Annotated in this window: 15 protein-coding genes; 9 read left to right on the plus strand and 6 right to left on the minus strand. The window is 51.6% G+C overall.

What is annotated here, in order from left to right; genetic code table 11:
- Nucleotides 1-7: 7 nt before the first annotated feature.
- Nucleotides 8-895, plus strand: coding sequence for a formate dehydrogenase subunit beta (gene fdxH / locus OGV77_RS16325; protein ID WP_043016234.1), 888 nt, complete (start codon nt 8-10; stop codon nt 893-895).
- Nucleotides 888-1,541, plus strand: a complete 654-nt coding sequence (gene fdnI / locus OGV77_RS16330; protein ID WP_043016233.1) for a formate dehydrogenase-N subunit gamma — start codon at nt 888-890, stop codon at nt 1,539-1,541. Before fdxH ends, fdnI begins: the two co-directional genes overlap by 8 nt.
- Nucleotides 1,542-1,640: 99 nt before the next feature.
- Here the strand turns inward: fdnI and OGV77_RS16335 are convergent, their stop codons facing one another.
- From OGV77_RS16335 to cybB, 3 genes are all read right to left on the minus strand, one after another.
- Nucleotides 1,641-2,909 (minus strand): Y-family DNA polymerase, encoded by a 1,269-nt coding sequence (locus OGV77_RS16335; RefSeq protein WP_080625223.1) that lies wholly within the window; start codon nt 2,907-2,909, stop codon nt 1,641-1,643.
- A gap of 2 nt (nt 2,910-2,911) precedes the next feature.
- Nucleotides 2,912-3,331 carry a translesion error-prone DNA polymerase V autoproteolytic subunit gene (locus OGV77_RS16340; protein WP_043016231.1) on the minus strand — a complete coding sequence of 140 codons (420 nt, stop codon included), beginning with the start codon at nt 3,329-3,331 and terminating at the stop codon, nt 2,912-2,914.
- A gap of 871 nt (nt 3,332-4,202) precedes the next feature.
- Nucleotides 4,203-4,733: a cytochrome b561 gene (cybB, locus tag OGV77_RS16345; protein ID WP_003020322.1), complete on the minus strand. Its 531-nt coding sequence runs from the start codon at nt 4,731-4,733 to the stop codon at nt 4,203-4,205.
- Nucleotides 4,734-4,922: 189 nt separating this feature from the next.
- Here cybB and gap point away from each other — a divergent pair, with 189 nt between their 5' ends.
- The 7 genes from gap to OGV77_RS16380 all read left to right on the plus strand — a co-directional run bounded on the left by gap (nt 4,923) and on the right by OGV77_RS16380 (nt 12,515).
- Entirely contained in the window at nt 4,923-5,924 is a 1,002-nt protein-coding gene (gap, locus tag OGV77_RS16350) for a type I glyceraldehyde-3-phosphate dehydrogenase (RefSeq protein WP_047411076.1), read from the plus strand.
- A 304-nt stretch (nt 5,925-6,228) separates the two neighbouring features.
- Nucleotides 6,229-6,921, plus strand: coding sequence for a DUF1120 domain-containing protein (locus OGV77_RS16355; RefSeq protein WP_080625224.1), 693 nt, complete (start codon nt 6,229-6,231; stop codon nt 6,919-6,921).
- Nucleotides 6,922-6,994: 73 nt separating this feature from the next.
- Nucleotides 6,995-7,672, plus strand: a complete 678-nt coding sequence (locus OGV77_RS16360; protein WP_087050524.1) for a DUF1120 domain-containing protein — start codon at nt 6,995-6,997, stop codon at nt 7,670-7,672.
- A 102-nt stretch (nt 7,673-7,774) separates the two neighbouring features.
- Nucleotides 7,775-8,479, plus strand: a complete 705-nt coding sequence (locus tag OGV77_RS16365; protein WP_080625226.1) for a fimbria/pilus chaperone family protein — start codon at nt 7,775-7,777, stop codon at nt 8,477-8,479.
- A gap of 57 nt (nt 8,480-8,536) precedes the next feature.
- Nucleotides 8,537-10,909 carry a fimbrial biogenesis usher protein gene (locus OGV77_RS16370; protein ID WP_051642763.1) on the plus strand — a complete coding sequence of 791 codons (2,373 nt, stop codon included), beginning with the start codon at nt 8,537-8,539 and terminating at the stop codon, nt 10,907-10,909.
- The gene (locus OGV77_RS16375; protein WP_087050523.1) at nt 10,909-11,493 is read left to right on the plus strand and encodes a DUF1120 domain-containing protein; all 585 of its coding nucleotides are present in this window, start codon (nt 10,909-10,911) and stop codon (nt 11,491-11,493) included. Before OGV77_RS16370 ends, OGV77_RS16375 begins: the two co-directional genes overlap by 1 nt.
- Nucleotides 11,494-11,591: 98 nt before the next feature.
- Nucleotides 11,592-12,515, plus strand: coding sequence for an alpha/beta hydrolase (locus tag OGV77_RS16380; protein ID WP_087050522.1), 924 nt, complete (start codon nt 11,592-11,594; stop codon nt 12,513-12,515).
- 41 nt (nt 12,516-12,556) lie between these two features.
- On the opposite strand, the gene aldA is transcribed toward OGV77_RS16380, so the two are convergent.
- From aldA to hrpA, 3 genes are all read right to left on the minus strand, one after another.
- Nucleotides 12,557-13,996, minus strand: a complete 1,440-nt coding sequence (gene aldA, locus OGV77_RS16385; RefSeq protein WP_087050521.1) for an aldehyde dehydrogenase — start codon at nt 13,994-13,996, stop codon at nt 12,557-12,559.
- Between the two features lie 200 nt (nt 13,997-14,196).
- Nucleotides 14,197-14,994 (minus strand): YdcF family protein, encoded by a 798-nt coding sequence (locus OGV77_RS16390; RefSeq protein ID WP_170928007.1) that lies wholly within the window; start codon nt 14,992-14,994, stop codon nt 14,197-14,199.
- 80 nt (nt 14,995-15,074) lie between these two features.
- A complete protein-coding gene (hrpA, locus tag OGV77_RS16395) occupies nt 15,075-18,977 on the minus strand; it encodes an ATP-dependent RNA helicase HrpA (RefSeq protein ID WP_080625229.1) in 3,903 nt (1,300 codons plus the stop codon).
- Between the last annotated feature and the right edge of the window lie 84 nt (nt 18,978-19,061).

Below are 19,061 nucleotides of genomic sequence, written 5' to 3' on the forward strand. Positions count from 1 at the left end.
GGAACTCATGACAATGCAATCACAAGATATTATTAAACGCTCGGCGACGAACAGTATCACGCCACCGCCCCAGGCGCGGGATTACCGTGCTGAAGTGGCGAAACTGATTGATGTCACCACCTGTATTGGCTGTAAAGGCTGTCAGGTGGCCTGCTCAGAGTGGAACGATATTCGCGATGAAGTAGGCTACTGCAACGGCGTCTACGACAATCCGACCGATCTCAGTGCTAAGTCCTGGACGGTAATGCGCTTTAGCGAAACCACCCAGAACGACAAGCTGGAATGGCTTATCCGCAAAGACGGCTGCATGCACTGTGCCGACCCGGGATGCCTGAAAGCCTGTCCATCCGCCGGAGCAATCATTCAGTACGCCAACGGGATTGTCGACTTTCAGTCAGAGCACTGCATTGGCTGCGGCTACTGCATTGCTGGCTGCCCGTTCAATATTCCACGGCTTAATCCTGAAGATAACCGGGTCTACAAATGTACGCTGTGCGTCGACCGGGTCAGCGTAGGTCAGGAACCTGCCTGTGTGAAAACCTGTCCGACCGGCGCCATCCAGTTTGGGACTAAAAAAGAGATGCTGAACGCGGCGGATACTCGCGTTATGCAGCTGAAAAAACGCGGCTATGCCAATGCGGGCGTCTACAACCCGCAAGGGGTCGGCGGCACTCACGTGATGTATGTGCTTCATCACGCGGACCAGCCGTCGCTGTACCACAACCTACCGGACGATCCAACGATCGCCGCGCCGGTGAATCTGTGGAAGGGGATCCTAAAACCGCTCTCCGCCGCTGGATTTATCGCCACCTTTGCCGGGTTGATTTACCACTACGTGGGCGTCGGGCCAAACAAAGAGACGGATGATGATGAAGAGGAGAACGGTCATGAGTAAACGCAAAATGATTCTGCGCACCAAATTCATCGACCGGGCCTGTCACTGGACGGTGGTGATAAGCTTCTTCCTTGTGTCGCTTTCCGGTATTGCGCTGTTCTTCCCGACGCTGCAATGGCTCACCGAAACCTTCGGTACGCCGCAAATGGGGCGAATTTTACATCCGTTTTTCGGGGTGATGATTTTCGTCGTGCTGATGTTTATGTTCGTCCGTTTCGTACATCACAATATTCCCGATAAACAGGATCTCCCCTGGATTAAAGGGATCGTTGAGGTACTTAAAGGCAATGAGCACAAAGTTGCTGATGTTGGAAAGTATAACGCAGGTCAGAAAATGATGTTCTGGAGTATCATGAGCCTGATTCTGGTATTGCTGGTTACCGGCGTTATTATCTGGCGGCCCTACTTTGCCCATTACTTCTCAATTACCATAGTTCGCTGGAGTTTGTTAATCCATGCGACAGCAGCAATTGTGCTAATCCACGCCATACTGATTCATATGTACATGGCGTTCTGGGTGAAAGGTTCAATTAAAGGCATGATCGAAGGGAAAGTGAGTCGACGTTGGGCGAAGAAACACCATCCTCGCTGGTATCGAGAGGTTGAACTTAATGAAAAAGAAACGCAGGAATTAGGGCCTAAATAAAATCAATAAGACCGCTATTATTTAGCGGTCTTATTCTCTTAATTGCCCAATGATATGCTACGGCGCTGCGTGACCTGAGTATGGAGCTGATAACAAACCCTACCCCACGCGCAATAAATCACTGTATCTCGTGGTATAACGCGGCGAAAGCATATCCCGCTTCATCGCCCACGGTTGCTGTATACCTTGCCCGGCAAAATAGAGCGTTCCTTTACCTTTTTCCGCATTAAGCGTATCCAGTACGTCCATCAGTTTATCGCTGTTACGCCGCGGCGCGTTGTCATCAAAAAGATTAAGCTGCGCAACGCCAGAGCTAAAAAAGTCTCCCAGCATGACCCCGGCTTTTTGATAACGCCGCCCCTCTTGCCATATTGCGTCCAGGCTGCGCGTGGCGGCAGCAATAATTTCCCGACTGTCCTGAGTTGGCGTCAGCAGTTTTATCGACGCGCTGTTACCGTAATAAGGTTCATTCAGGACAAACGGACTGGTTTTGATAAACGCAGAGATAAACCGACAATACTGGTGTTCTCTGCGCAGCTTTTCCGCCGCTCGTGAAGCATAAGTGCAAATTGCCTCTCTCATGGCGTTGTACTCGGTAAGTTTTTCACCGAACGATCTTGAGCAGATAATTTCCTGTTTAACCGGCGCAAACTCTTCCAGCGCCAGACAAGACTCACCGCGTAATTCCCGTACGGTGCGCTCGAGCACGACGTTGAAATGTTTGCGAATAAAGCGAATGTCGGTATCCGCCAGATCGAGGACCGTTTTAATGCCCATGGCGTCCAGTTTCTTACTGATACGGCGTCCAACACCCCAGATTTCATCAACCGGGAGTGCAGCCATCAGCTTACGCTGACGTTCAATATTGGAGAGATCCACGACTCCGCCGGTTTGTTCCTGCCACTTTTTGGCAGCATGGTTTGCCAGTTTGGCCAGCGTTTTGGTCTGGGCGATGCCGACCCCAACCGTGAGACGTGTTTTCTGTAAAATGGTTGCTCTGATTTCCCGACCAAAATCCGTAAGATCCCGACAGTTTCGCACGCCCGTTAAGTCACAAAAGGCTTCATCAATACTGTATATCTCCACGCGTGGAGACAACTCCTCCAGAATCGACATCACCCTGCTGCTCATATCCGCATACAGCTCGTAGTTCGAGCTAAAGCAGAACACGCCGTAGCGCCTGAACAGATCTTTCTGTTTGAAGTACGGAGCGCCCATATTAACGCCAAGAACCTTCGCTTCCGCGCTGCTGGCAATGACGCAACCATCGTTATTTGAAAGAACGACAACGGGTTTGCCCTTCAGATCGGGTCGGAATGCCGACTCACAGCTAGCATAAAATGAATTAACATCCACCAGAGCAAACATAATCAGCCAGCCGCTTTAACGATAAATGTCACCACGCCAAATATATCCAGCGAGTCCTCGCTGCCGATCATGATCGGCGCGTAGGCGCTGTTCTCTGGTTTCAGCATCACCACCGGATGTAATTGCAGGCGTTTAACGGTGAACTCGCCCTCAATAGCGGCAATAACGATATCTCCGTGAGTGGGCTTTCTGGCACTGTCGACAATCAGCAGATCGCCCTCACCAATCCCTGCTCCTGTCATGGATTCACCAGATGATTTTACAAAATAGGTTGCGCTCGGATGGCGCACCAGCAGGTCATTGAGATCGATTCGTTTCTCAACGTAGTCCTGCGCCGGAGAAGGAAAGCCACAGGGTACAACGTCTCTGAATAGCGGTAAGCATTTGATTTCGCGGTGTTGCGCAGGCTGGAAAAACAACATAATAATCTGCCTCTTATTCACTGTGTTTATATACAGTAGTTTTAATAAGCGCAGCAATCAAGTGACGTGAGTGGCGAACTGAGCGTTGTTTAGCCATCTCGTCGGTAAGCTTTTATCGCATCTGGAAAAATAATTTCTGTTTTATTCCGCAGAGGAGGATGTTCATTTAACCGGAACGATAAAGACGGTATTGGCGTAGGTAATAAACATGCTATTTCAGGGAAAGGCTTCCGTTCACCTCAGCCGTATCGCTTCTCTGTACACTGAACGCCAGTGAACGTGTTAAGGGTGCTATCGCCGCACCCTTAACAATCCCGGCTCCCGGCGGGAAAATTGCCACTTCGTGGTTCCCTCCGCTTATTCCTTCAGGCTTCCGGGCCGGGCGCGATGAAGCGTCCTTGCAAAGCGCGCCCTGAACCCGCATCCCTGCGGGTTCTCCCGGCCTTACGGAAACACGTCGGCAATTTTCAGCCGGGCCAGCCCACACCTCACCATCTGCGTTTTTGGTCTGAACAGCAAAACAGATTTAACTGGAAGTCAGAGCGTTGAAGCAATGACTCCGGTCCGGCTGAAAATCGATGAGTCGTTGACGGCTGACCGGGTCTGCCCGCAGGGATGCGGGCAGAGGGGACGGCCTACAGGGACGCAGGCTCGGCCCCGACCCGACAGGCAGACGGCATAAGACGAATAACTCGCGCAGCGACGATTTTCCCGCCGGGAGCCTGGGATGCAAGGGAGGCGGCGGTGAGCCTCCCTTGCACGTTCACGGGTATCTGTGCTTTAGAAAAGTGATACGGCTGAGGTGAACGGAACCCTGATCAAGAATCACATGTTCAACCTGAACGACATTGCGCATTTGCGGGGCGTGACCTCAGGAACGCTTACGCGGCATCATGCGCAGCAGCGTATTGTCCTTCCAGAAATAGTGGTGCATCAGGGCCGCGGCGGCATGCAGAGCAATAACAAAATAGCCCAGATTTGCCAGCGTCACGTGCCAGGACTTCAGCATGTCCACTAAATCAAAGTTGGCCTCTGCCGCATGCGGCATAACGATGCCGAATGCAATCCACGGGTTACCCCGGTTGTACATCATCACCAGCCCAATAATCGGCAGAACAATAAACAACAGATAGATAACCAGATGCCCCAGATGCGCCATTCCGGTCATCATCGGCTTCGGTTTTGGCACAATCGGCGGAGCCGGGTATTTCAGTCTGACCAGCAGACGCGCCACCATCAGCGTTAAAATAGTGATACCGCAGGAGACGTGCACCATGTTGAACAAGGGGCGATAGCTGCGCGGGAAAAATCCGCGAAACTCCATGGCGCTGTACGCCACGATAACCAACAAAAAGACCAGCCAGTGAATACCAATTTGCAGGCCAGAATACTTATTCCCCATAACACTTCCTGAATAAAAACAATAATGCGTCAACATAACGGGCTTTTGTTAAAAATTCATTAACTTTTGTTCACCCATTTTCAGTCGCTTACGCTTAACCGCAAAAACAGCTATTGCCCTGAATGCCTGTCTGAACTAAGCCTGGTAGGGAAAATATGTCGTACCGCCCCATCCTGACAGGAGAAAACCATGAGTAAAATTGGCATTAACGGTTTTGGTCGTATCGGTCGTCTGGTATTGCGTCGGCTACTGGAAGTCAAAAGCAGCGTGGAGGTTGTCGCCATTAATGACCTCACCTCGCCCAAAATTCTCGCCTATCTGTTAAAACACGATTCAAACTACGGGCCGTTTCCCTGGAGCGTCGACTTTACCGAAGACGCGCTGATTGTCGATGGCAAAAAGATCGCCGTTTACGCGGAGAAAGAGGCCAAAAACATTCCGTGGAAAACCACGGGCGCTGAGATAATCATCGAATGCACCGGTTTTTATACCTCGACAGAAAAAGCCAACGCGCACCTGGATGCTGGGGCCAAAAAAGTACTGATATCCGCCCCTGCCGGCGATATGAAGACGATCGTCTTTAACGTCAACGACGACACTATGGAGGCGAACGATCGGATTATTTCAGTGGCGTCGTGCACCACCAACTGCCTGGCGCCGATGGCGAAAGCGCTGCACGACAGCTTCGGTATTCAGCTTGGCACCATGACCACCATTCACGCCTACACGGGGACACAGTCGCTGGTTGATGGCCCACGCGGGAAAGATCTACGCGCCTCACGCGCGGCGGCGGAGAACATCATTCCCCATACCACCGGAGCCGCCAAAGCTATTGGCCTGGTCATTCCGGCATTGAGCGGAAAATTAAAAGGCCACGCCCAGCGCGTACCGGTGAAAACCGGATCCGTCACCGAGCTGGTATCCGTGTTGGGTAAAAAAGTCACCGCTGAAGAGGTTAACAACGCGCTGAAAAAAGCCACGCAAAATAATGAATCATTTGGTTATACCGACGAAGAAATTGTCTCATCAGATGTCATTGGCTCGCATTTCGGTTCGGTATTTGATGCAACGCAAACCGAAATTACCGAAGTGGGCGATCTGCAACTGGTGAAAACCGTCGCCTGGTATGATAACGAATACGGTTTTGTCACCCAACTTATTCGTACGCTGGATAAGTTCATCAAGATCTAGCTGAATAGTTACACCCGGCTACTCAATTCTGCATTGAGTAGCCGTTATTTAGTCATTAGTATTGTGACGGTTTGCCTTTTCTCTGTCATTATTGTGTTTCGCTACATAAGTAAAAAAAATCCACGCCATAAATACATTCACATCCAAAATGTTAAAATATGTAAATTTGATATTTAATTTTACTTAATTGCTAGTATCGCCCTCCTCAATATATTATGAATTCGGTTTATATATTGATTTCATACATAAACCATTAAGATATCCAGAGATTATCTCAGCGATAACATTTGTTAAGGATTAACAATTGAAAAAGACACTTCTTTTTACTGCGCTATCACTGTGCACAGCATCTGCATTTGCCGCAGATCAGACCGTATTGCAAGTCCAGGGCGTGTTAACAAACTCTGCCTGCACGCCAGAAATTGGCGGTGGAACAACTATCGACTACGGCACAATTCACTTGAGTGCGCTTTCAGCAGTAGACAATAATCAGTTGGGCGCTAAAGAAACCAATCTGGTCATTAACTGCCCGGTGCCAACGCAACTGGGTTTTCAGGTTACCGACGACCGTACTGACAGCGTGGCGGGTATTATGATTGAAAACGCGGCAACGGATGGTGGGGTAATTGGTGCCTCAGATCTCGTGTTTGGCGTAGGTAAAACGACCAACGGCGTCAATATTGGCAACTATAGCATCCGTGCGGCATCGGAAACGGTCACTGCTGACGGAGCCTCCGCAACGCTGCTCGTTCGTTACGGCCATGGGGGCGTTAATACATGGAGAAGCATGATGGCGTCGTTGAGTTACAAAACAACGTTCGCGCATAACGCATATGAATACACCGTTGGCAAGTTTGGTACCATAGAACCACTGGCATTCACCACGGTGACTATACCCCTGGTTACCACGCTAGCGATTCAAAATACAACAACGCTGGCAATTACTGACGATACCAATATGGATGGTCAGGCGACGTTTACCATGTTTTATCTGTAATTACGTTATTTAACTAATTCATCTGAGCATAAATCTTAAATAACGTCTGTATTTTAATGTTAAGGATTAACAAATGAAAAAACTGCTTCTTGCGACGGCACTTTCCCTGTGCGTGACTTCCGCTTTTGCGGCAGACCCGACTGCCGTATTGAAGGTCAAGGGTTTACTGACCAACGCAGCCTGCATGCCCACGCTGAGCAATAGCGGTGTCGTTAACTATGGCACTATTCGCCTGGGATCTCTGTCTGCATCGGATGTCAATCAGTTGGGTCAGAAAGATATTGATCTGACCATTACTTGCGCCTCCGCCACCAAAGTGTCCTGGAATATGGTCGATGACCGCGCGGACACGCGTGCGGATATCACGGTGAATGACGCTACCTTTACCGGCGGCACCTATCTCGGCAGTGCGCAGAGCTACGGCGTAGGGTTAACCGGCGGCAACGTTAAAATTGGCGCTTACACCCTGTTTGTTAAAACCAGCGGCGTCGTTGCTGATACCAACACGGTTGATACGATTTATCAGCAAAATAAAACCGGTGACTGGACGAAAAGCGCTGATGGCGCGACCCAGGGTAGCAACGTACGTGACATCACCGTTGCAACTGCGGGTACCACCGAGCCGCTGGCGTTCCTGAGCGCAACATTCCCGCTGGTCACATCTCTGGCAATTCAGGATACCGCGACCCTCGCAATTACTGACGATACCAACCTCAATGGTCAGGTAACCATCAGCCTGCGTTATCTGTAATTTAGCCTGGCGATCGCACCGAGAGTAAACGGGTCCCGTTTACTCTTTTTTCAGGCATCACGCTAAACATGGAATGTTATTTTTATCAAGGAGATACTATTTATGTTATTCAAAAACACCACGCTCAACACTGTTCTGTCGAGTGCTTTATTAATATCGCAGGCACCGGCCTTCGCGGCTGGCATGGTCCCCGAAACCAGCCTGCTGGTGATCGACGAAGCCACCCACAGCGGAACCATAAATATCAAGAACACGGACGACCATCCGTCACTGCTGTATACCAATGTCATTGATATAAAGGACGATCAGGGGTTAAAACTTATTGTGACGCAACCTGTTGTTCGTCTTGAACCACAACAAACACAGCAACTGCGTTTTATTTTGCAAAGCAATGAACCGCTGGATGTTGAACATTATAAGCGCGTCACATTTGAAGGAATACCGCCGAAAAGCGATGATAACCGGATTAAAATCGGCATCAATATTCGCCAGGATATTCCCGTACTGATTCGCCCGGCCAGGCTTGCGGTTGTTACCGATGCGTGGAAATATCTGGAATGGAGTCAGTCTGGTAAAACAGTCACTTTATCCAACCCCAGTAAATATGTAGTCAGACTGGCGCAAAATGCCGTTTTCTTACCATCAAAAACGACGACTGACATTGGCAAAACACATATTCTGCCGGGCGAGTCCATCACCCTGTCGCTGAATAAAGACACTGGTGGTGATAAACAAGTCAAATTTTTCCCTGCCAGTCGCTATGGAGTAGAAGTTCCAAGTTTTATTGCTGAATTAAACCACAAATAATAAGAGAGTACGACTTTGTATAATAAAAGCCGTCTGGCGCTTTCTATTCAGATAATTATGGCTGGCGCATTTCCTCTGCTGCTGTTTAGTTCAGCCGACCTCTGCGCTCGCGAGGTCACTTTTGACACGGACATAATTAAAAATCGTGGCCTGAGCCAGGATCTTAATCGTTACTTCGCCAAATCCCCACGTTTTTTACCGGGAACACATTCCGTTCAGGTAAAAATAAATAATAAAACGCGCGGCACCGCTGCCGTACGTTTTGGGGAAGACGGCACACTCTGTATTGATAAAGATTTTCTGGACTTTGCCGGGCTGATGCCTGTTCCACTCAAGGCAGATGAACAATGTCATGATATTCGTGATGATTATCCCCAGGCCATTGTTAATGCCCTGCCCGGTGAAAATACGGTAGCGCTTTATCTGCCAGAAACAGCGCTGGATAATTTTGCGGCTGACAGTAAAAACTTTCAGCATGGCGGCACGGCCGGTTTACTGAACTATTCATTATTCAGCACCCGAAATGAATTTCAGGGGGGCGACAGCCGCCAGTATTCCCAGGCAAGCCTGGAAGGCGGCTTTAACGTTGCCGGCTGGGCATTGCGTAGTCGCTATATTCTTGCCGATGATGACGGCACAAAAAGCACTGACAGTATTTATACTTTTGCCGAGCATGTGTTTACCGAACAAAAACAGACTCTCCAGGTCGGCGAAATCAACGCCAACTCCGATGTGCTGAGCGGTGTCTCCGTTACCGGCGTGCAGTTAATGCCCACCAACGGTCTGCTGGGAAGCCGTTCTGGGGTGAATGTCTCAGGTATTGCCAGAAGCGCCCAGGCGCGCGTTGAAGTCCGTCAGAGCGGTCAGCTGATTTACAATACGCTGGTAAACGCAGGCCCCTTCACTCTTGAAGATGTTCCCATCGCGCGTAACAACGTCGCGCTGGACGTGACCGTGTTCGAAACCGATGGCTCCAGCAGCCGTTTTATTGTTCCGGCGTCTGCCGTAAGAACGCAGCAGCTGTCGCGACCACAGGGACTGACGGTATCTGCCGGTCGCGTCCGGGATATTGACGGTGATTATGATAACCCGTGGGTTGTCAGCCTGTCCGACGGGTGGCGAATAATGCAAAACGCCAACTTACTCGCCTCCGGTATGCTGGCTGAAGATTACCAGGCCGCGGGTGTCCGCTCAGAATATATGCTCAATGAGAGCTTCAGCGTCTCCGCAAGCGCCGCCGCGAGCCAGGAGCAATTTGGTGAGGACAGCCACGGGTTTAAAAGCGAGCTGCAAAGCGACCTCAGGCTGACGGAAGGTGTTGGCTTATCGGTGAGTGCCGCCCATTACAACAACGGGTATCGGGAGTTGTCCGATGCGCTGAATGAAGATTATCAGCCATATGATAATATGTACTCGGGAACGCTAAGCTGGGGCTCTTCCCTGGCTGGCGCTTTTAGCGCAGGTTTTAACTATAACCAGAGGGCTGGCGACGCTGAAGACAGCCGCTATTTGTTGCTCTCCTGGGGGAAAACCTTTAAATACGCTTCCGTCACCGTCAACTGGCAGAGCGCTGTCGGGAATGTCGATGACGATCAGGACAACGAATTGCTGTACGTTAACCTCAGCATTCCACTCGGTAGCGGACAAAGCATCAGCACTTACATGCGTAAAGAAGATGACCGCACAACCTACGGCGTACAAAACGCCGGTCAGTTAACGGAAAATACGAATTACTCGATCTCCGCTGATCGGGACGATGAGGACCGGACTAACAGCTTCAATGGCAATCTGAACACTAACCTGCATTATACCCAACTGGGACTTGGTGTGGGTAACAGCAGCGACCATCAGCGCAACTACAACGCTACATTATCAGGCGGCATCGTCGCGCATAAAAATGGGGTGACGTTCTCTCCCTATTCTATCCGGGATACCTTTGCCATTGCCCGGCTAAATGAGCATACAAGCGGCGTTGAAATTGAAACACCGCAAGGCACGATTTGGACTGATTTCTGGGGACAAGCCGTGGTGCCCGGCCTGACCGAATGGCGTAATTCGCGCCTGGAGATTAATGCCAACAAGCTGCCGCAAAGTATGACGCTGGCAAATGGAACCAAATACATTGCTGCTGCACATGCTTCGGTAAGTGAGGTCAGTTTCAAAGTGCTGAACAGCCGTCGCGTGATGCTGCGCGTTAAAAACCCGGACGGTACACCGCTGGCTAAGGGCCTCTCTATTGTTGATGGAAAAGAAAATTACATCGTAACCAGCGTGGATGATGGACATGTATTTCTGACGGATGCAGATCAGCTTGACGCACTGTATGCCATGGATAACAACGATCGCAAACTATGCAAGATTGATTTCACTCTGAATCCAACACGAGATGAACAGGCATTTTATGAAGAAGCCAACGGAGTGTGCCAGTGATGATTCAAACCGCCTTTAGCGCGTCAGTACGATTAACCGCTTTAACTTTGATAACATTGTTGGCGTCATCACTTGCCTATGCCGGTGAGGATGAATGTCAGATTACACTTTCAAGTACTGAAGTTAACTACGCCCGGATCCAGCGTGAGAGCATCGTAAGTTCACAGCAAAACTGGCATAAGCTGGAAGAGCGTGAAGTAAACGTGAATATCTACTGCCCAGAGAAACAGCGCGTGGCCGTACTGTTAAACGGCTCTGCAGGTGAGAAAGGTCGTTTCAAATTTGGCGATCAGGGAGGCGTAGGCGTAAAAGTCGGTAATATGATCGTGGATGGCAAAAGCTACACGGTTGGCAAAACAACCGATCAGGTGAATTTCTCACCTGCAAGCGGTACGACAAATCCTCTTTATATTCACAATAACGAGGCCGTCATCGCCGTTGAAAATAACGAGGTGCCTCTGGGTCAGCAGGTCAGCTTTACGGTAACCTTATTTCCTGTACTGAAGGACAGCGCCTTTAGCAACATATCCGATCAAACGACGCTGGAATCTGACATAACCTGGCGTTTACTCACAAAATCATAAAGCAAATGCGTAAAGCAGTCGTGACCGCCTGTCGTATCACTGCTTTACGCCCTGCCATCTTTTATGATGTTCCTTTGCGGTTGTAAGGAACACATAGCATGAATCTGCCCCATTCAGAATTGACTCAAATGATGGCGCACGCCGTTAGCCTTTCTTCCACGTTTACCCTCTGGCCACAGGGTGAAGCCCCCGGAGCAAAAAACAGCGATGCGGTATTTACGCCTGAACCCCGACATACCGGAACGTCTGATTACGATCGCGCGGTCACCGGCATTCGCGCCCCGGAAATTACCGTTTACGCCCCTGCCAAACCTAACGGCACAGGGATCCTTGTTACTCCTGGCGGCTCTTATCGTCGCGTGGTGATGGATAAAGAAGGCAGCGCACTGGCACCATTCTTTAACGCCCGCGGTTATACCCTGTTTGTGATGACCTACCGCATGCCGGGCGATGGGCACGAAGAAGGCGCCAATGCACCGCTGGCCGATGCCCAACGCGCCATGCGCTACATTCGCGCCAACGCCCATGAATGGAAAATTAACCCTGACCGTATCGGAGTGCTGGGCTTCTCCTCCGGTGGTCACGTAGCCGCCAGTCTGGGAACCCGGTTTGCCGAGTCGGTTTATACGCCAATGGATGACGTAGACGAGCAACCTGCGCGCCCTGCCTTCATGGCGCTGGTGTACCCGGTTGTCACCCTGCGCGAAGACATCGGTCACCCTGGATCTCGTCTGGAGCTGGTTGGCGCTATGCCCGCAAAGGAAGACCTGCAGCGCTATTCTCTTGAAGAACGAGCGGATAACACAACGCCGCCGACGTTCCTGCTACACGCCATTGACGATCCAGCGGTGAAGGTGGAAAACAGCCTGGTCTTCTTTAATGCGCTACGTGAGCTGGGGGTTTCGGTCGAAATGCATCTGTTTGAACGCGGTAAGCACGGATTTGGTATTCGCGATGCGCAGGGGTTACCGCTGGCCATCTGGCCGGAAATGATGATGAACTGGATCGCCACCAAAGTGTGAGAATTGCGCCGGGTGGCGTACAGGCTCACCCGGCGAGAAACTTAGGACTGCAAATACACCACCTGCGTTTGCAGGTATTCGTTCAGACCGTGTTTACCGTCGGCCCCGCCAATCCCGGACTTGCGCCAGCCAGCGTGAAAGCCTTGCATCGCCTCGAAGTTTTCACGGTTAATATAGGTTTCGCCAAACTTCAGCCCTTTAATGGCTTTCATCGCCGTATTCAGATTCTGCGTATAGATCGATGAGGTCAGACCGTAGTCGCTGTCATTAGCCATCGTCAGCGCCTGATCCAGCGTATCAAACGCCACCACCGGCAGCACCGGACCAAACGTCTCCTCGTGCATAATCGCCATCTCCTGGCGCACGTCTAACAGCAACGTCGGCGGGTAGTAATAACCTTTGCCGGCAACGGCCTTACCGCCCAACACCAAACGGGCGCCTTCCTGCACCGCCCGTGCGACTTTCTGATCGACACGCTCCAGCGCAGCGGCATTGATCAGCGGTCCCATCGCGATGTCGTTGCGTTCCGCCGGATTGCCGAACTGTACGGCTTTCATCGCCTCGCCCAGACGATTGACGAACTGATCATAAATACCTTTCTGAACGTACACGCGCTCGGCACAGTTGCACACCTGCCCGGTGTTAATCACCCGTGAGTCGACAATGGCCTTCACCGCCAGCTCGAGATCCGCATCATCCATCACAATCGCCGGAGCTTTACCACCAAGTTCCAGACACACTTTAGTGATATTTTTCGCCGCTGCAGCCATGATTTTCTCCCCCGCGCCGACGCTACCGGTCATGCTCACCATGGCGACCTTCGGGTTTCCGGCCAGCTCCTGACCGACCGTTTCACCGCGCCCCAGGACCAGATTAAATACCCCGCGCGGCAAGCCGATATCATCAACAATTTTGGCAAAGGCGATGGCGTTATTCGGGGTGAATTCACTCGGTTTAATGACAATGGTATTCCCCGTCAGTAATGCGGGAGCCAGTTTGCGGGCAATCAGGAAAAACGGGAAGTTCCACGGCAGAATGCCCGTAGTCACGCCCAAAGCGCGCTTAAACAGCAAGATATTCTCGCCCGGACGATCGCTTTGCAGGATCTCGCCTTCATAGCGACGCGCCCACTCCGCCATGTAATCGATATAGTCGGCGGTAAACGAGACTTCGACGTCTGCCAGTTGCTGTATTTTTCCGCCCTCCGCCACAATCAGCGCGCTGATTTCACTGGCTCGCTGGCGAATACCCGCAGAAATTTTGCGTAACCAGTTCGCCCGTTCAATGGCGGGCAGCGCTTCCCATTGCGGCTGGGCGCGTTCCGCCGCATCGATAGCTTTACGCGCATCTTCGGCGCGGCCATCGGGAATACGCGAGATCACCTCTTCCGTGGCCGGATTGACGACATCAATCCAGGCGTCATCGTGCCAGGTCACAAACTGCCCATCGATATACATAGGATGTTGTACGGGTACTGACATGCGGCTCTCCTGTGATTGAATTGTTTTTAACAAGTAAAACTATTGTTAATTAATATCAATCATGCCTGTCACATTATGGGCTGGAGTGGCTGTTCTGTGAGCGGCTTCATAAAAGCGTCTGGCAAAGTAAGAATAAAGAGAAAAACCAGGTGGGATTTCTGCCCGTTTGCAGCAAAACGCTTACAAACGGGCAGCAGGAATTACAGAGAACGGCTTTCCAGTAAGTCAGTCAGCGCGGTATCATTTTGCAACTGCTGCCAGGCTTGCTCAACGTTCTGAGGAATATCAACATGGGCAATAAAATCGCGGCCGCAAGGCCCGTAGCCGGTGGCATCATCACGCAAGCGCGGAAGCTCACCGGTAATGAGAGAAAGATAGCGATCTACCGACCACAAACCTTCTGCTGCTGGCACAAAATCCACGCCGTCTTGCCGTTGGGCCAGCTCAGGGATGAATCCAGGGAAACTCAGCCAGCGCGGCGCATGCGGCTCATCGCGGGTCACGCGCTGAAACGTTGCCATCGTGCGACGTTGCATAGTCGGATCCTGCACCACAATGACGGTATGAATACTTTCTGTCGCCTGATTCAGTAATGCACAGCTAAATCGGGCATTCTCGCCGCAGTTTGTTGACTGGTCTTCCACCCAAATCTTCTCTCCCGGGATTTGCCAGAACTGATGAGCGATATCAGCAAGGATCGCCGCTTCCGCACGTCCGGTGGTACGAATGATGTTGTAACGAGGATGCTCTGCAATCGCGTCATACAGAAATCGTGTGGAGTGGCCGATACCACCGCTAATCAACAAGGGAACCTGTTGCTCTTTGGCGATCCGGCAGGCGGCGTCGATAGTCGGAATAACCGCATTCCCTGCCAGAATCACGCAATCTGACTGAACGGTGATATTCCCCGTAAAATCATTCTGCGCCAACCATCGCCCTACGGTATTTATAGCCGCGAGGGTGGTTGCGGCAAGTATCGGAAACTGACTCATACTTATAACTCCTGGCGTTTATTCTTTACCGGATACAGATGCCGGATGGCGGCTACGCCTTATCCGGCCTACAGTCCAGCACCGTATTACCCTGTAATCTGCTCCATCGCCTGCAAAATACGTTTATCGGAGATGGGATACGGCGTACCAAGCTGCTGGGCAAAATAGCTGACGCGTAGCTCTTCTATCATCCAGCGGATCTCTTTGACATCGTCATCTTCACGCCGCGCGGGAGGCAGTTTATTGAGCCACTGCTTCCAGGCCTGCTGCACGCTATCTACTTTCAGCATTTGCGCACGGTCACGATGTGGGTCGATAGCCAGTTTCTCCAGGCGTTTTTCGATAGCCTGCAAATAGCGCAACGTATCGCCGAGACGTTTGAAACCATTGCCGGTAACAAATCCACGGTACACCAGCCCGCCCATCTGCGCTTTGATATCCGCAAGCCCCAGCGCCATGGTCATATCCACGCGCCCTTTCAGACGTTTGTTGATATTAAATACCGCGGTCAGGATCTGCTCGACCTGCTTAGCAATATCCACCACCGTATCGTTCAGTTCAGCCCTCACTTTCTCATGCAGCGCGGTGAAGCCTTCTTCGGTCCACACCGGACCGCCGTTGGCGTCAATTAACTGATCCACACCGCAGGAGATACAGTCGTCAATCAAATCCAGCACTTTACCGTACGGGTTAAAGTACAATCCCAGCTTGGCTTTGTTGGGCAGTTTTTCATGCAAATATTTGATCGGTGATGGAATATTCAGCAACAACAGGCGGCGTAAACCACACCACATCGCCTGCTGTTGCTCCAGTGGGTTATCAAACAGTTTGATGGCGACGCTGTCACGCTCATCCACCAGCGCTGGCCACGCTTTGACCTTATAGTTACCGCGTTTTTGTTCGTAACTTTCCGGAAGCTGACCGAAGCTCCAAATGTGCAACCCGCTTTGTTCGATACCGTCATCCGCCACCGCAGACAATGTTTCCTGAACTTTACCCTTCAGCGCATCCTTCAAATCTTGCAGCGAACGCCCTTCCTGCAGCTTCTTATTTTTATCATCCACGACCCGGAAGGTGATTTTCAGGTGATCGGGCACCTGATCCCAGTGCCAGTCTTCACGGTCAACGGTAACGCCGGTCATGCGGCGCAGTTCACGCTCCAGCGCGTCCAGCAGCGGCAGTTCCAGCGGCGTGACGCGACCTAAAAACGCTTCGGCATAGTTCGGCGCAGGCACAAAGTTGCGTCGTACCGGTTTCGGCAGCGACTTAATCAGGGCGATCACCAGTTCGCGGCGTAGCCCCGGAATTTGCCATTCAAAACCGCTTTCGTCGATCTGATTGAGCAGCGGCAGCGGAATATGCACAGTCACACCGTCCGCATCAGCTCCCGGTTCGAACTGATAGCTCAGGCGAAGTTTGAGGTTACCCTGATGCCAGAAGTTCGGGTAATCCAGCTTACTGATTTTTTCCGCGCCCTCTTTGATAAGCATGCTCTTTTCAAAGTTGAGCAGATCCGGCGTTTCACGGCTGACCTTTTTCCACCAGCTGTCAAAGTGACGAGCGGAGACCACATCATGACTGATGCGCTGGTCGTAAAACTCAAATAGCGTCTCATCATCGACCAGAATGTCGCGACGGCGCGATTTGTGCTCTAACTCTTCCACCTCCGCCCGTAGCTTCAGGTTATCGCGGAAAAACGCATGGCGCGTTTGCCAGTCACCTTCCACCAGCGCATGGCGGATGAACAACTCACGCGACAGTGCGGGATCGATCTGGCTGTAGTTCACCTTACGGGCCGCCACAATCGGTAAACCATAGACGGTGACCTTTTCTGTTGCCATCACCGCGCCCTGCGCACGTTCCCAGTGAGGTTCACTGTATGAACGTTTGATCAGATGCTGGGCAACCGGTTCAACCCACTCAGGATCGATGCGTGCGGCAATACGTCCCCACAGGCGACTGGTTTCCACCAGCTCCGCTACCATCGTCCACTTCGGCGGTTTTTTAAATAGACCGGAGCCCGGAAAGATCGAGAAGCGGGCGTTACGCGCACCGGTAAACTCCTGTTTATCGGTATCTTTCATCCCGATATGCGACAGTAAACCGGTCAGCAGCGCGACGTGGATTTCCCGGTATTCAGCTGGTTCGCTGTTAACCGGGATCCCTAACTCTTTCACTACCTGACGCAGCTGGGTGTAAATATCCTGCCATTCACGCACGCGCAGGTAGTTCAGAAAATCAAGTTTGCACTGGCGACGGAACTGGTTTGACGACAGCGCTTTTTGCTGCTCGCCGAGATAGTTCCACAGGTTCACAAATGCGAGGAAATCAGACTCTTTGTCATGGAAACGGCGATGCTTCTCGTCGGAAGCCTGCTGCTTGTCCATCGGACGCTCGCGCGGATCCTGAATAGACAGCGCCGATGTAATGATCATCGCCTCACGCACACAGCCATGTTTTTGCGCTTCCAGCACCATGCGCGCCAGACGCGGATCCACCGGCAGTTGCGACAGCTGACGGCCCAACGGCGTTAACTTATAAGCGGTTGCCTGTTCGTCGGTGGTTATCGCCCCCAGCTCTTCGAGCAGGCGTACGCCGTCCTGAATATTGCGTTTATCCGGTGCCTCAACAAACGGAAACGCCGCGATATCGCCCAACCCCAACGCCGTCATCTGCAAAATAACGGACGCCAGGTTAGTACGTAGGATCTCCGGATCGGTAAACTCAGGGCGAGACAGGAAATCATCTTCGGAATACAGACGAATACAGATCCCTTCCGAAACACGACCGCAGCGGCCTTTACGCTGGTTAGCGGAAGCCTGTGACACCGGTTCTATCGGTAAGCGCTGGACTTTGGTGCGGTAACTGTAACGACTAATACGCGCAGTGCCCGGGTCAATCACATACTTGATGCCCGGTACGGTCAGCGACGTTTCCGCCACGTTGGTCGCCAGCACGATACGGCGACCGCTGTGCGACTGGAACACGCGGTTCTGCTCGCTATTGGAGAGACGCGCATACAGCGGCAGCACTTCGGTGTGGCGTAAATCCAGCTTATTCAGGGCATCGGCGGTGTCGCGGATTTCGCGCTCGCCGCTCATAAAGATCAGAATGTCGCCCTGACTTTCACGGCCTAATTCCTCTACAGCATCAAAAATAGCCTGCAGTTGGTCACGTTCGGTATCATCTGCATCTTCAACAATCGGACGATAGCGAACTTCCACCGGATACGTTCGACCGGAGACTTCGATAATCGGCGCATTATTGAAATGCTTTGAAAAACGCTCCGGGTCGATAGTCGCCGAAGTGATGATAATTTTTAGATCCGGACGGCGCGGCAGAAGCTCTTTCAGATAGCCGAGCAGAAAGTCGATATTCAGGCTGCGTTCATGCGCTTCATCGATGATGATAGTGTCGTACTGCATCAACAGCCGATCCTGCTGGATTTCCGCCAGCAAGATACCGTCCGTCATCAGCTTCACCATCGTGTTGTCGCTGACATGATCGCTAAAACGGACCTTATAGCCGATACAGCCACCCGGCTCGGTTTGCAGTTCTTCCGCAATACGGTTCGCTACCGTACGCGCCGCCAGACGACGCGGTTGGGTATGGCCGATCAGCCCTTTTATCCCGCGTCCGAGCTCCATACAGATTTTGGGTAACTGGGTGGTTTTACCTGACCCGGTCTCACCGGCAACAATCACCACCTGATGGTCGCGAATTGCCTCCAGAATATCCTGTTTTTTCTGGCTGACTGGCAGGTTTTCCGGATAGCTGATGACCGGACGCGCCGCTTCACGCAGCACAACTTTACCGGCTGCGTGATCAATCTCTTTTGCCATCTCCTGGTAAATGGCCTGTTGTGCATCAGGATTTTTAACCTTCTTAACACCGTGCAGGCGACGGGCAAAACGCTGTCTGTCACGCAGCATCAGTGAATCCAGCTGTTGCTGCAACATGTTGAAGGTTAATTTTTGTTGTTCTGTCATAGCGTTAAAAGGCAGTGCTCTGCCGGGTTAAATCTCTTTTAGATGATAGGTATAGAGTACCACATCGGCGCTTTTCATGTGTTG

It is taken from the genome of Citrobacter sp. Ce129 (genome assembly GCF_030334545.1).
Lineage (GTDB): Bacteria > Pseudomonadota > Gammaproteobacteria > Enterobacterales > Enterobacteriaceae > Citrobacter > Citrobacter europaeus.

Excerpts from the sequence above, each read along its gene's own strand:
- aldA (WP_087050521.1), bottom strand. The coding sequence starts at position 13,996 with ATGTCAGTACCCGTACAACATCCTATGTATATCGATGGGCAGTTTGTG.
- gap (WP_047411076.1), top strand. The coding sequence starts at position 4,923 with ATGAGTAAAATTGGCATTAACGGTTTTGGTCGTATCGGTCGTCTGGTA.
- OGV77_RS16340 (WP_043016231.1), bottom strand. The coding sequence starts at position 3,331 with ATGTTGTTTTTCCAGCCTGCGCAACACCGCGAAATCAAATGCTTACCG.
- OGV77_RS16365 (WP_080625226.1), top strand. The coding sequence starts at position 7,775 with ATGTTATTCAAAAACACCACGCTCAACACTGTTCTGTCGAGTGCTTTA.
- OGV77_RS16335 (WP_080625223.1), bottom strand. The coding sequence starts at position 2,909 with ATGTTTGCTCTGGTGGATGTTAATTCATTTTATGCTAGCTGTGAGTCG.
- fdxH (WP_043016234.1), top strand. The coding sequence starts at position 8 with ATGACAATGCAATCACAAGATATTATTAAACGCTCGGCGACGAACAGT.
- hrpA (WP_080625229.1), bottom strand. The coding sequence starts at position 18,977 with ATGACAGAACAACAAAAATTAACCTTCAACATGTTGCAGCAACAGCTG.
- fdnI (WP_043016233.1), top strand. The coding sequence starts at position 888 with ATGAGTAAACGCAAAATGATTCTGCGCACCAAATTCATCGACCGGGCC.
- OGV77_RS16380 (WP_087050522.1), top strand. The coding sequence starts at position 11,592 with ATGAATCTGCCCCATTCAGAATTGACTCAAATGATGGCGCACGCCGTT.
- cybB (WP_003020322.1), bottom strand. The coding sequence starts at position 4,733 with ATGGGGAATAAGTATTCTGGCCTGCAAATTGGTATTCACTGGCTGGTC.
- OGV77_RS16360 (WP_087050524.1), top strand. The coding sequence starts at position 6,995 with ATGAAAAAACTGCTTCTTGCGACGGCACTTTCCCTGTGCGTGACTTCC.
- OGV77_RS16375 (WP_087050523.1), top strand. The coding sequence starts at position 10,909 with ATGATTCAAACCGCCTTTAGCGCGTCAGTACGATTAACCGCTTTAACT.
- OGV77_RS16370 (WP_051642763.1), top strand. The coding sequence starts at position 8,537 with ATGGCTGGCGCATTTCCTCTGCTGCTGTTTAGTTCAGCCGACCTCTGC.